The organism is Litoribrevibacter albus, from assembly GCF_030159995.1.
Classification (GTDB): domain Bacteria; phylum Pseudomonadota; class Gammaproteobacteria; order Pseudomonadales; family Litoribrevibacteraceae; genus Litoribrevibacter; species Litoribrevibacter albus.
Genome location: NZ_BSNM01000016.1, coordinates 321,969 through 334,617, shown reverse-complemented (window position 1 = coordinate 334,617; position 12,649 = coordinate 321,969). Strand labels below are relative to the sequence as shown.

10 protein-coding genes are annotated in these 12,649 nt (G+C 44.3%); 5 read left to right on the top strand and 5 right to left on the bottom strand.

Annotated features, from left to right (window positions below; genetic code table 11):
• Window positions 1–221 precede the first annotated feature (221 nt).
• The 4 genes from QQL66_RS16245 to QQL66_RS16230 all read left to right on the top strand — a co-directional run bounded on the left by QQL66_RS16245 (window position 222) and on the right by QQL66_RS16230 (window position 7,404).
• The gene (locus QQL66_RS16245) at window positions 222–3,893 is read left to right on the top strand and encodes an FG-GAP repeat domain-containing protein (protein WP_284382839.1); all 3,672 of its coding nucleotides are present in this window, start codon (window positions 222–224) and stop codon (window positions 3,891–3,893) included.
• A gap of 228 nt (window positions 3,894–4,121) precedes the next feature.
• Window positions 4,122–5,108 (top strand): esterase/lipase family protein, encoded by a 987-nt coding sequence (locus QQL66_RS16240; RefSeq protein WP_284382838.1) that lies wholly within the window; start codon window positions 4,122–4,124, stop codon window positions 5,106–5,108.
• An 85-nt stretch (window positions 5,109–5,193) separates the two neighbouring features.
• A complete protein-coding gene (locus QQL66_RS16235; RefSeq protein ID WP_284382836.1) occupies window positions 5,194–6,276 on the top strand; it encodes a lipase secretion chaperone in 1,083 nt (360 codons plus the stop codon).
• Window positions 6,277–6,375: 99 nt separating this feature from the next.
• Window positions 6,376–7,404, top strand: a complete 1,029-nt coding sequence (locus tag QQL66_RS16230; RefSeq protein ID WP_284382835.1) for a M48 family metallopeptidase — start codon at window positions 6,376–6,378, stop codon at window positions 7,402–7,404.
• Between the two features lie 121 nt (window positions 7,405–7,525).
• On the opposite strand, the gene QQL66_RS16225 is transcribed toward QQL66_RS16230, so the two are convergent.
• From QQL66_RS16225 to QQL66_RS16210, 4 genes are all read right to left on the bottom strand, one after another.
• Window positions 7,526–7,915 (bottom strand): TM2 domain-containing protein, encoded by a 390-nt coding sequence (locus tag QQL66_RS16225; protein ID WP_284382834.1) that lies wholly within the window; start codon window positions 7,913–7,915, stop codon window positions 7,526–7,528.
• Between the two features lie 21 nt (window positions 7,916–7,936).
• Entirely contained in the window at window positions 7,937–8,146 is a 210-nt protein-coding gene (locus QQL66_RS16220; RefSeq protein WP_284382832.1) for a DUF4177 domain-containing protein, read from the bottom strand.
• A 193-nt stretch (window positions 8,147–8,339) separates the two neighbouring features.
• The gene (locus QQL66_RS16215) at window positions 8,340–8,744 is read right to left on the bottom strand and encodes a DUF2750 domain-containing protein (protein ID WP_284382830.1); all 405 of its coding nucleotides are present in this window, start codon (window positions 8,742–8,744) and stop codon (window positions 8,340–8,342) included.
• Between the two features lie 234 nt (window positions 8,745–8,978).
• Window positions 8,979–9,137: a DUF3149 domain-containing protein gene (locus tag QQL66_RS16210; protein ID WP_284382828.1), complete on the bottom strand. Its 159-nt coding sequence runs from the start codon at window positions 9,135–9,137 to the stop codon at window positions 8,979–8,981.
• A gap of 310 nt (window positions 9,138–9,447) precedes the next feature.
• Here QQL66_RS16210 and QQL66_RS16205 point away from each other — a divergent pair, with 310 nt between their 5' ends.
• The gene (locus QQL66_RS16205) at window positions 9,448–10,167 is read left to right on the top strand and encodes a glutathione S-transferase family protein (RefSeq protein WP_284382826.1); all 720 of its coding nucleotides are present in this window, start codon (window positions 9,448–9,450) and stop codon (window positions 10,165–10,167) included.
• A gap of 94 nt (window positions 10,168–10,261) precedes the next feature.
• On the opposite strand, the gene QQL66_RS16200 is transcribed toward QQL66_RS16205, so the two are convergent.
• Window positions 10,262–12,562: a TonB-dependent receptor gene (locus QQL66_RS16200; protein ID WP_284382825.1), complete on the bottom strand. Its 2,301-nt coding sequence runs from the start codon at window positions 12,560–12,562 to the stop codon at window positions 10,262–10,264.
• Between the last annotated feature and the right edge of the window lie 87 nt (window positions 12,563–12,649).

Genomic DNA, 12,649 nt, shown 5'->3' with positions numbered 1-12,649 from the left:
CAGGAACGAGGTCATGGCTACGGATTGCAAACATACCGTGCTTTTTTAATTTGTTGATTTTTTAGCTGTTTCTTCTCTTTCTTGATTCTTCTGAAAGCTCTGATTTTAAACAACAGGGCTGATCGTATCGAATTTCCGCATAACTAATAATTAAAAAAACTATGGCGAATAACATGGGTGTTTGACCTGTTTTTTCGGCTGCCATATACGAAGGAGATTCTATGCTAACTTCAAAGAAGCTTTTGGCGTGTTTAATCGCAAGTAGTCAATTAGTCGCTTGTGGCGGCGGAGGTGGTGGTTCTGGTGGTGGTTCATCATCAGGGAATGAAACGCGTTCTTTCTCAAGCCAGTCTGAGGCGGATCAGTACTACGCTCAACTCGCGAGTTCGTCCTATCAGGGTGAAACGAATTCCGCTGATTTGTCTCAGCAAGATCTGTTGGTATTTTCCTCCTTTTTCTTTGGTACCGAGGCGGATGAAGCTGAAGGCCCGACGGCCCCGGTCTTGGCAAGTATCTCCAGCAGTCAAAATACTCTGTCTGCGGTCAAAGCCCTCTCAAAATCTAATATCGTTTCGTTGAACTCTTATTCAGAGAAGAAGCTGGCGAGTATAAATAGTGAAGCTTCAATTTCCTCAGACGTTTCAATCAGCGCGGTGAGTAGTTCCGAGTTTGTTTCGATCAATGAAACCTTTGAGTGTGAGTCAGGTTCTGTCAGCTACAGCGGTAAAGTTGATGAATATGGCGTGGGTGTGGTTAATGTTACCTTTCATGCGTGTGAGCAAGAAGGTGCCATCACTGATGGTCGAGGTCATATTTCCAATACAGGATCTCAGAATGACTATACGCTTTATTACGATGGCGTAAGGGTATCAATAGATGGAAATGTCACTATTCTCAATGGCTACATAGATAACGAGTATTCATATCCGACCTACACTAGCCGTAATAATCTAACCGTTACTGATCTAAATACCTCTCTACAAGTACGCTATCAGGATTTTATTGAATCTTACTCTCCTTATAACGATTCTTTGTCTTTAAATGGCACCATCTATCTAGCGGATTTAGGGTTTGTCACAGTTCAAACGAACACGCCCTTATCAAATGGCGATAGCTCTGTTGATGCTGGCGACCTGACCTTCTCAAATGGTAATCAACAAGGAAGAGTTCATTTCTATTCAGAAGACAACATTGTTATTTCATTGGATCAGAATAATGACGGAGAACCAGAGATCGGCATTCTACTGAGCGATACCTCTGAATTAAGTGAAGATAATATTGAGACGCTTCAGTTTATTGCCTATGACGATATTAATATGGCGCCTGTGGCAGGCAACCCTCGTATTTATTATGAGGACAATTGGCAGAGAGACACACGTTTCCCTATTTATGCTGAAAATCCATCTGTGTCTGATCCCGAAAATGATCCAATAACCTTTGTGGAATATCGTTGGTACGTTAACGACGAGTTAGTGCTTACAACCACTACGAATGAGTTCCCACCTCATACCGCTTTTCATGGTGATGAAGTAGGTGTTCGTGTTTTGGTTTCGGATGGTCAAAATCGAACGTTATCTGGAATGGCTGTTTTAACTGTTGGAGATGCGCCAAGTGTGCTTGAAGTGAGTGACGTTCCAGCGAGTTTCTCTCCTGGTGATGTTGTTAGTTTTACCGCAGCTGTTGTAGACCCTGATACGCCTGATCAACCAACCAGTGCTGTGCTTGAAGGTGCTCCAGAAGGCATGACTATTGACGATGAGGGACAAGTTACCTGGACGGCCGTTGAGCCTGAATTTATGGGGATTTCTAGTTACCGATTTCAAGTCAAAAAACCTCTTGATCAATATGACTTTGTAAATATCAGTTTTCAGGTAGTAAGTGACACTCGCTCTCAACCTTTAGCCCGATCAGGCATTAATGTACCTAAGACAAATTATTCAATGCACATAGGAAACTTTGACGGGGTTTCAGGAAATGAAATTCTAAGTACTGATTCTTATAGCAAGGTAATGTTGATTGAAAATACCGACCAAGGGCTTCAGCAAAAATGGATGTATCCTTATGCGCTCCCAACAGATGGTCGTATCAGACAGACAATCGGTTTTGATATTGAAGGTGATTCAACCTTAGAGATCATTATTGCAACGGAGAAAGGGGTTTCATATTTAGGTCAAGATACTGAAATTGCTGATGTTTTGTACTCTTATAGTAGTGGTGAGATTAAAGCTATTAGCATGGACAGGTTTGAACTCGGTAGGGCTCCGTCTCTTGTAATATTAGTATCTGATTCTAACGGTGGGTATTTAGACATAGTTGATATCAATACAAAGTCTTTAGTTAAAAGAATTTCGGTTGATTCTTCAGCAACTGAAGTCGTCTTGGGTAACGTTGATTCAGACTCTGCTCTAGAAATTATTACTAACAATGGCTACGTATATGATGGTAGTACTTTAACTAATCAATGGTTTTATGCGTCTGGTTTTGGTTCTCTGGTTGCTGTTGGCGATATTGATGCTGATGGAATAGACGAGATTTTCGGAGCTAATAATTGGGGGCTTATGAGTGTGTATGATGCAGTGACTAAGACTTCCGTATGGCAATCAGATAACTTTAATACCTGCAGTTTGTTAGTTGAGAATATAGATGATGATGCTCAAGAAGAAATTATTGTGGGTGATTGCCAGTGGGGCGATATTACGGCATATGACCTTAGTAATGGAACTGAACAGCTAGAACAGCAATGGAATATGTTTGATCATGGCTCTAAGAGTTTAGTTTTTGGTGATAGTGACAACGACGGTGATAATGAAATCCATTGGGGTACTGGTCAAAGCTCTACCGGTGAGGATTACTTAGTTTGTGCAGAACTGAATTCTGCGGGTTTAAAAACTAATGATCCAGGTGAATTGGACTATTTTATTGGTGCTGGTTGGGCCAAGCTAAGTGGTGAAGAGAAAGGAGTCTTTATTATCCCAGAAACTAACAATGGATATGATGGACTTAGAATAGCTTTGTTGGATCCTTCAGGGACTTTAGAGCTTTCGGATGAAATGGAGTCAAATTGGGATCGGGCTAGCTCAGGTGTAACATCTGATTATGATAAGGATGGCACTTATGAACTTTTCATTGCTTCTTCAGAAACTTACGACGGAATCTTATCTGTTTTAAATCTTGATGATTTTACGAAAGAGTGGACCACAGGAGTAGGTAATTATGAGGATAATTATCGTGTGGTTAAGTCATTTGATTTTAATGCAGATGGATTTGATGATTTGGTTTACGCGAATGGAAATCAAGTCAGAATTGTGGATGTGGTGAATGAAGTAATATTGTCTTCAGATATCTCTCTTAGCAATAATGTCTTGGACTATGTATTTGCAGACTTTAATAATGATGAACAAATTGATATTGCTGTTGCAAGCCAATCAACTCTAGAGATTTGGACACAAGATAGTGGCTCTTTGAGTTTGTATACTGATATTGCTAAAAACTGTAATCAGTTAGAAGCTGCCCAACTGGATTTGGATAGTCAACTAGAATTGGTTTGTTTGCAGACTGGTTATTCTTCTTCGAGCCTACAGGCTTTAAATATTGAGGAACAATCTATCAGCTTAATTGACCAATTTTCTTTTGATAATCAAATAACGGAAATTGTTAAGGATTCTGAAAATCCTTCACAGGTTTTCTATGCGTCTCTGGTCGTAGATGATTATGGGCATAAGGTAAGTAATTTAAGTTCTTTTGATTTAAATACCGGTCATATTGCCTGGCAAGGTCCTGATATCGTTGGTGCTGTAATGCAAGGTAGCTGGCACATTCGTTCTGAAGCTGATGCCAATGGTGAGGCCAGAATGTTAGTTGGCACAAGCGAGGCAATGTACCTCATTCAGTAACATCAGTTACTTGTCCTACAAAAACCGAGCCTAGGTGCTCGGTTTTTTTGTATCTAGCATTTATGTCTTAACTATTTCCCGCAATGTACTCGCTGTTCATGGATGGAACCTCGACTGTTTCACAGTTCAATGGCTTAACGGTTCGATCTACCCGTATGGGTAGTTAGCGGGCCTGTTGGCCTCTTCTAAGATCCGCCCCTCACCAAATAACAATAAAAGGGGTGTCTCATGATTTATCGTTTAATCCTTGTTTTATCTACATTGCTGTTTAGCCAGGTGTCTTTGGCGGGTGCAGCGTCTACTCAATATCCTATTGTCATGGTGCCGGGTGCAGCTGCATTTGATACCGCGTTAGGCATTGATTATTGGTATGGCATTACGGGTAAATTGCGTCGTTATGGCGCGGAAGTGTATGTCACTAACTTGAGTTCGATTCAGTCTAATGAGCAGCGCTCAGAGGAACTGATTGCCGATCTGGAAAACATTCTGGCAATTACCGGAGCAGAGAAGCTTAACCTGATTGCTCACAGTCAGGGCGCATTGGCGGCTCGTTATGCGGCGGCGGTAATGCCTGATCGTATTGCGTCCGTAACCACTGTGTTCGGTATGAACCGGGGTACGCATTTCTCCAACGGTTTCCGCAGTGCGATTGAAGAAGGCAGCTTCTTGGAGTCAGTGGGAGCGTTCTTGATCAATAACACGTTCAACTTCATTGAGTTTCTGTCGGGTGTACCACAAGACGGCAGTTACAACAGTGAGCAACGTGGGCAGCAAAGTATTCTGGCATTAGCTGAAGCGACTGACATCAACAAGGTGGCCGAGTTTAACCGTCAATATCCACAAGGCTTGCCTTCGAAAGATTGTATGGATAACCAAAACGGTACTCAGGGTGAGGTGTCGTCTCAGTACTTTGTGAATCAAACCGTGAATGGCGTGCGTTACTACTCTTGGGGTGGTGTAAAAGCACGTACTAACTGGTTTGATCCATTGGATTCAATCTTTGTGACCGTGGTGTCTTTGTTTGTACCAAGTGATTTTGTGTGGGATGGCTTAGTGCCTAACTGTGGTCACGGCTTGGGTAACGGCTTGAAGATGAATTATAAGCACAATCACTTTGATGCGATTAACCAAACAATGGGCTTAGGACATTGGTTTATGGATGTGCCGTCTTTGTATTTGACGCATGCTAACCGTCTTAAGAATCAAGGTTTGTAAGAACTGAATAGGTTCCAGGAAGGTTTTGAAACGCTTTGGTGGTCTTAGACCGTCAAAGCGTTTTCTGTGAAGGAAGGGCATGTTTATGAAAACATCTTTAAAAGTAACCGTATGTGGGCTGGTGGCAGCCATAGCCGGCTTAACAATGATGACAATGTCATTTGAAGATCAACGCGCGTTATCAGGTAGTAAGTTCAGTGACAACCACAATCTTAATGAGACGGAGATTGTGACATCTCGTGTGAACATTAAGGATGCTGTAGCCAGCCTCAAGTCCGAAGAAGTGGCTTCTGACAATGAGGGTCATCAGCAAGTCATCGAATGGCAAAAAAAGCTACCCTCGCAGTTTCAGGGAACCGGTGTGGTAGGTACGTTATCGGTCGATGAGCAGGGAAATTTGATTGTTAATGCCGAGGCCAAGCAAGTTCTGGATTATTTTTTCACCGCTCAAGACGATGCGTCCATTGAGGAAATTACCACCTGGCTTGAAGCCTATTTTTCTGAGCAATTGGAGTCGCCTGCGCGTGAGCAAGCCTCTCGTTTTTTAGCGCAGTACATCGATTATAAAACGCAATTGAATGAACTAGCGGTGGATCAGGATGTTTGGGGTAGGCTTTATGATCCTGGTCAGTTAGTGACTCATTCAGACCTTGAAACGTTAACAAAGGTATTTCAAGAGCGGGAAGCGTTGCAGTCTCAGGTGTTTGATCAAACCACACAGGAGGCTTTGTTTGGAGAAGAAAATACGTATGACGCGCTGATGCTGAAGCGTTTACAGGTCAGTTTGTCAGACGGTTCAGAACAAGAGATTCAACAACAGTTAACTCGTTTGGATCAGCAGTTACCCCAAACACAGCAAGCTGAGCGTGAGGCTAGCCAATTAGCCATTAATCACAAAGATCTTGCCCATAAGATTGAGGGCAATGATTCTGCTACTCAATACCAAACCTATGCTCAAACCTATGGTGATGAGGCTGCGGCTCGTCTTATTGCATTGGCTGAGAAACGCAAAGTGTTCGAACAAAAAAGAGCGCTTGTGCAGGAGTATCGAGATGCGTTGGGAGATAACGCCGGTACTCAAGCGTTGAATGACTATATGAAATATGAGTTGGGGCTGTCGGACGGTGATATCCAGCGAATCAATACCTTGGAACAGATTGCCAAATAAGGTTCTGAGGTTCCTTAATATTCGTCTCTGGTTTAGATGAATATTCAAGCCAGTTTTGTATTATCATGATGGGATTGAATATGAGAGTCAGAGACGGCTATGGACACTATCAACGGACTGTATTTGGATGTTAAAACCGCGTCGAAGCGAGCAATGATTTTGTCGGTGGATGATCAGGGGATGGTCTCGGTACCGACCTCTCAAAGAAAAGTAGCGTTTAACCAATTAGAAATTTCGCCTCGGATTAACGATTCTACCCGTTTCATTACCTTACCCAATGGCCTGTTGTTTGAAACTAATGACAATGAGCTTGTGGATCGTTTGGCTGATCGCTTTCCACATAAACCCAATAATTTTTTAATTACGCCTTCCCTGATCATACGACTGGTTATTCTGGTGCTGGTATTGCTTTTGAGTTGGGCCGGAATCCGTTTTGGTATTCCATCGGCATCCTATAATGCAGCTATGATGGTGTCTCCCGAAACCTTGGTGCAACAAGGCAAGGCGGCGCTAGAAGGGTTTGATGAAGAGTATTTTGAGCCCTCCGGGTTGAGTGAAGAACGTCAGTCAGAATTGCAGTCGCTCTTTCATGAACTGGTGCCGGATGAAGGCGGCATGTATGACTTCCGCCTGCATTTGCGTTCATCACAAACCTTGGGTGCCAATGCTTTTGCCATGCCATCCGGTGATATTGTGTTGACCGATGAGTTGGTGGCGTTGGCTGCAAACGATCACGAGATTCGATCCGTATTGCTGCACGAACTGGCGCACGTTGAGCTTCGCCATGGTACCCAGTCTCTCATTCAAACCTCGGCGTTGGTGCTTGCGGTTGTGGTCTTCACCGGGGACATCACCAGTGTTAATGCCTTGCTATTAGCCACGCCTGCGTTGTTATTGAACTCAGGGTATTCCCGACGGTTCGAAGAAGAAGCGGATCAGTTTTCACTGGATCATATGTCACTGATGAACATTGATCCGATTTACTTTGCTCAGATGATGGCCAAGCTCAAAGAAAGTCACGGAGAGAAGGACGAAGAGACTTCGAAATATTGGTCGAGCCATCCATCCAGCGATGACCGCATTGAGAAGTTTGAAAAAGCCAGTGAGGACTTTAATCGTTTGAAGTAAGTAATACCCTCGTCCTAGGAACTGCTTCGCTCTATACCGATGGGTAAGCAGAGAGACGATAAGAGATCCTAAGACAAGGTTATTCGGCGGAAGACGTCATTCCTGGCTACGAGTTTTTTTCCTATTCGCTATTCGCCAAGACGTCTTTCAGTACCCGTTGCCCAACCTTGTTGTTGTGATCCAACACAATGGCTTGGGAACGGAACAGCTCATACAGTTCAAAGACAGAGATTCCGATTAAGAGTGCAACGCCAACTTCAATCAGACCAAACCAGAGAAGCGCAATACCACTGCCGAACACCAAAATATTCAATAAGCCCAAGCCCCATTTTCCAAGATAAAAATGGTGCAAACCGGCAATGAAAATGAAGTTTAATGTGGCGTAGGTATCCGGGTCTTTAATGACCTTTTCCGACAGTCGATAATAGCTTGCGCGTTGGCTGTCAGATAATTCCCGAACCTGGCGTCTCAGTTGTTCTTGCTGTTCTTCAAGAATGTCTTTTTTTAACATAGCAGAGCCCTAGGCTGAATATTATCGACCTAGTGTGATGATCACCGCTTCGCGCTTCCAGAAAAGAAGCAGACGCTTTTGTTCAACGATTTGGAAAACCACCTGCCAACCGTCAGCAACTTCTTTGTTAAGGGCAGTTTCCATTTTCTGAACTGGAATGCTTGATGCACCTAAAAAGATTGCACCCAAACCACCTTCCATGACTGTGATAACTTTGTATTCCTTGTACATAATATCCTCTAAAATCAATTTGTTAGACGCCACGAAAGATAACAGAGTTGATTTGCCGAATCCATAGACTAAAGGTCTTAAATTACTGTCCAAAGGGGCAGGATTACATAATAAAACCGTTTTGACTTTTTAGTGGCGGTTAATCGTGTATTCCTACACGGTTAACCGATGGTTTTACGACGTTTTTATAGGCTTACCAGGCATCCGCCAGCTCATCCTGAATATCGCTTTTAAGCTCGGACGGTTCGATGATCCACACTGATTTGTCTGCACCAGGAAAGACTCCCACTTCCAAACCATCGTTTTGAAGGCCGGATACCCAGCGATTCAGAAATTCAGGCAATGAAATGCTCTTCGGCGTGAGATTTTCACCCGATGCTTCAAGGTAGTCTTTGGCTAAATCTGACGTTGGCCAGACAGGAAGGTATTCAAAGTCTTCCTCTTCAGAAAAGATCTTTAAAAACTGATTGTCGTCGTTGATAAGAATCCAAATTTCTCGTTCTTCACCAACGACTGTCAGAAAGTAATCGTAACGGCTTTCGCAGTCGAGTTGATTTGCGTCCAGAGGTTGTTCGTCTAAAGATCGTTCGTCGCTCATAAGGGAACCTGCTTGTTGAGTGAGTGGATGGCCTGTGGAGAGGCATTGTAAGCGACCAGCAAGAAACTCACATTCGCTTTTTTGAGTGTAGTGCAATGAAAGGCGTTGGAGGCGGTTTTTCTACGAGACGACCCGAACCAAGATTGCTATCTGTTAGCTGGTGTAGAGGGACATACGACGGTAGAAGCTCCGATGGCTGCTACCGTTTATTTTAATTGTGCATGCTTGGCGGACTTACGCCTTTGGATGTGTCTTATCGTACTCTTCGCCTTCTTTCTTCATTTTTGAAATAAACATGTGACCACAATAAATACCCATACCTGTAGTGAATACGATAACGAACAGGCTCAGCAGTCCAGTTAAGTTTGCGAACAGATCAAAGAATGTATCCATGGTTTTCCCCTTATTGAATTTTTAATCTAAGACCATTCTATAAATGCGGGTTTTCGGAGTTCTGATATAGATCAATAGTTGAACAGCTCGTTGATATTTTGAATGTTGGGCGAGTAAAAGGTGACTGAATGGCAAGTGAAGGGAGAGTGAAGGGAGAGTGAAACGTAAGTAAAGGGTGAGTGATGAGAGAGTAAAGAGAATGCCTTGTGACCAGGCTTCACAACTGAAATGACGGAATGGTGCTCACTGAGAGTGAACTAAACCGGGTATGGTCAGACATATAACTCATTCACTTACTTTTGGAGGCCCTATGTCACAGGTCGATTATTCAAATCTCTCGGATTACCCTATTTTTGATCGTTGGACAGCGAGTCATCCAGACAGAATTCAGTTGTTTTCCTACCCAACGCCGAATGGGGTAAAGGTCTCAATTGCATTAGAAGAATTGGGTTTGGCGTATGAACCGCATTTGGTGTCATTGGCGGATGAAGACGTAAAGAGCGAGGCTTTTCTCTCTCTGAATCCCAATAACAAGATACCGGCAATTATTGATCCTGATGGCCCTGACGGTAAACCGGTAGGGTTGTTCGAGAGTGGTGCCATTCTTATCTATCTTGCCGAGAAAGCGGGTAAGTTATTGGGGTCTAATGCAGCGGAAAAAGCAAAAGTAATTCAGTGGCTAATGTTTCAAATGGGGGGGATCGGGCCCATGTTTGGACAGCTTGGGTATTTCCATGTCTACGGGGGTAAGAGCATCGAAGACCCAAGACCTAAAAAGCGCTATGTACAGGAGGTAAAACGACTACTCAATGTGTTAGAGGAACAGTTGGACGGACAAGAATGGGTGGCTGGCGAGTTCTCTATTGCGGACATTGCCATCGTGCCCTGGTTGCAAACCTTGTCTGGTTATTATGAGGCGGGTGAATTGACGGAGCTGAATCGTTTTCCGAGGGTACTCTCGTACATTTCGCGTTTTACTGAACGGCCAGCGGTACAGCGTGGCTGGAAGATACCGGCTCGTGATGAGTAAATAGTATCGTTTCATGAAAAAGCCCGATCAGGTGATGGCCTGATCGGGCTTTTTGTCATCCATGACATTGCGTAATTAGCGTACTAACACAGGATCAGTATTCCATGTGGTAGCTCATGCTTACTGTACGTCCTTCCGCATTCAGACCTGATGCTGGTCCATAGGTCGCTTCTGCCCACTGGCTGTAGACCGTCTGGTACTCGTTATTTAGCAAATTGCTGACATTCACTTGAAGATTGCCAGGGCCTACTGCAACCTGAGTTAACAGATCCAGAGTGGTGTAACCTTCGATGTCTGCACCGTTATCGTCTCTGGCTGCTTTGTTGTAGTCAAAGATGGTCATACTTTGCAGACGAGTAGTGAAATTAGATTTATTAAGCTGAACATAGGCTGTTAGCTTGGCAGGTGACGCCTCGGTTGCTTGCAGGTCACGTTTCTTACCATCCTCGCCTCTGGTTTCACCCTTGGTGTAAGAGAAGGTACCACCGGTTTGAATGCTGTTATTTACATAAACATCCAAAGTAGATTCCAGACCTGAGATGGTTTTCACCTGATCTAACATGTCGACGGTGTAATCAGAATTAAAGACCGCTGTTTTGTCTGACTTGTTGTAGAACGCGGTGATCGATGCACTGGCAGATTCCCAGTGTCCACGCCAGCCAAACTCGTAGTTCTTAACTTTCATTGCATCGAACTTGGAATCGCCAATGTCAGTGGCACCGCCGGCATTGGTGAACAGTTCCAGCATCAAGCTGTCAGGGGATAAACCATCGCGTAGCAAGCGAGCCGCATCAGGAAGTTCATAGCCTTCAGAGTAGTTGATAAAGATTTCTGCATTATCGCTGATACGATCAATAGCACCGATGTTGAATAGCCAGGCATCATAGTCCAGCTCATCACCTTCTACCGCTTCTGGGCCCGCGTCAGGGAAGAACGGTGAAACCATGGCACCGTATTGATTCCAGAACCAGGTTTCCATCGGTGGTGTGGCATCATCAACGTCTACGTTAATATTTTCGTAGCGTACACCGGCGCGAACCGTGACGGTGTCAGAGGTATCCCATTCTAGCTGTGCAAAGGCAGCTTTAGTTTCGGTTTCTACTTCAGGGCCATACTCATAGCGTGAACCGATAGGCTCATAGGTTAGGGCTCCAGAGTTAATGAAGCTTGTTACGTCATAACCGCGTGCGGTTTGCTTACCTTTGTCCAGGTTGTAATCCAGACCCCAGATCACGCTTGCGTCATCATTAATGGATGTCTCTAAGGTCAGTTTGGTGCCGTAGACTTCCGCTTCTGACGTCGATTGGTTTACAACAGGCAATGGTGCTCTGTCTGTACGAAATGCAGGTTGATAAGCCGGCGCAATAGCAAGTGTTCGTGTACTACCGAATGGGTAGAAACGGTATTCACGTTCGCGATAGTAAGCCTGACCTCGGAAAGTCGACCCGAATAGGTCTTGGTTGATGAAGTCTAAGGTGATGGAGGTACGTTCCGTTTTTGGTTGATCGTCCAGCTCCAACCCTTTGATGGCTTTCGCTTCAACATCTGCACCGAATAGGGCCGGTACGCCTGGGCCGCCATAGTTGGCTGCGTACTCTGTATCTTGCTCTTCTTCGTACCAATCGAAGGTTAGTTTTACAGATGTGTCTGCATCGAATTGGTAGCCAAGTTTTACTAAGGCACCTAAAGAATCGGCATCGCTTCGAGAGGTTTGAGCCGGTTCGGGTGCAATGCGATCGCCATCAGCATCAAACATGCCTTTACGGATTTCGCCGGTAAGAGTAGCCAGGTAACTGAACTTATCCACAGTGCCAGAGGCGCTTTGCAGGAAGTTATAGGACAGGGCTTCGGAATCCAGTTCTTCGGTACTGGCTTTTAAGCCAAGACGGGTTTCAAACGCCAACGTTTCTTTTGAAGCATCTTTTGTGATGATATTAATTACGCCGCCTGCACCACCTGCACCATAGATAGAACTGGCACCAGACACCACTTCGATACGAGCTACCATCTCAGGAGACACGCTGCTTAATTTACGAGAGACATTACGATTGTCGTACTGAGATACACCATCTATCAGAATTAACACCGGGCGGCCACGTAATGTTTGACCAAATTGAGTGGTTACTTGAGTTGGCGCACCTAATCCCGGAATTAGCTTAGGTAATATGTCTGCCAGATTGTTGCCTGGTTGAACTTGTTGCTGAATCTGTTCCTGATCGATCACCTGTACGGTTTGCGGTAAAGAAGAGACGGTTTCTGCGGTACGGCTGGCGGTAATGACCATCGTTTTTTCCACAGGTGAAGAAGCGTTTGCGTTATCGGAGGCTGCAACCGCGTTGTGAGATAGGGCCATCAGGCCGCTCATAATACCAAGTGCTAAGGGCTTTTTGTTCATAATGCTCTCAAGAAACATAATTATAATGAGAATGATTTGTATTTATATTTAATTGTATTTGGCGCATTATGTAAACGGTTGTTTGAA

Excerpts from the sequence above, each read along its gene's own strand:
- QQL66_RS16245 (WP_284382839.1), top strand. The coding sequence starts at position 222 with ATGCTAACTTCAAAGAAGCTTTTGGCGTGTTTAATCGCAAGTAGTCAA.
- QQL66_RS16240 (WP_284382838.1), top strand. The coding sequence starts at position 4,122 with ATGATTTATCGTTTAATCCTTGTTTTATCTACATTGCTGTTTAGCCAG.
- QQL66_RS16235 (WP_284382836.1), top strand. The coding sequence starts at position 5,194 with ATGAAAACATCTTTAAAAGTAACCGTATGTGGGCTGGTGGCAGCCATA.
- QQL66_RS16230 (WP_284382835.1), top strand. The coding sequence starts at position 6,376 with ATGGACACTATCAACGGACTGTATTTGGATGTTAAAACCGCGTCGAAG.
- QQL66_RS16225 (WP_284382834.1), bottom strand. The coding sequence starts at position 7,915 with ATGTTAAAAAAAGACATTCTTGAAGAACAGCAAGAACAACTGAGACGC.
- QQL66_RS16220 (WP_284382832.1), bottom strand. The coding sequence starts at position 8,146 with ATGTACAAGGAATACAAAGTTATCACAGTCATGGAAGGTGGTTTGGGT.
- QQL66_RS16215 (WP_284382830.1), bottom strand. The coding sequence starts at position 8,744 with ATGAGCGACGAACGATCTTTAGACGAACAACCTCTGGACGCAAATCAA.
- QQL66_RS16210 (WP_284382828.1), bottom strand. The coding sequence starts at position 9,137 with ATGGATACATTCTTTGATCTGTTCGCAAACTTAACTGGACTGCTGAGC.
- QQL66_RS16205 (WP_284382826.1), top strand. The coding sequence starts at position 9,448 with ATGTCACAGGTCGATTATTCAAATCTCTCGGATTACCCTATTTTTGAT.
- QQL66_RS16200 (WP_284382825.1), bottom strand. The coding sequence starts at position 12,562 with ATGAACAAAAAGCCCTTAGCACTTGGTATTATGAGCGGCCTGATGGCC.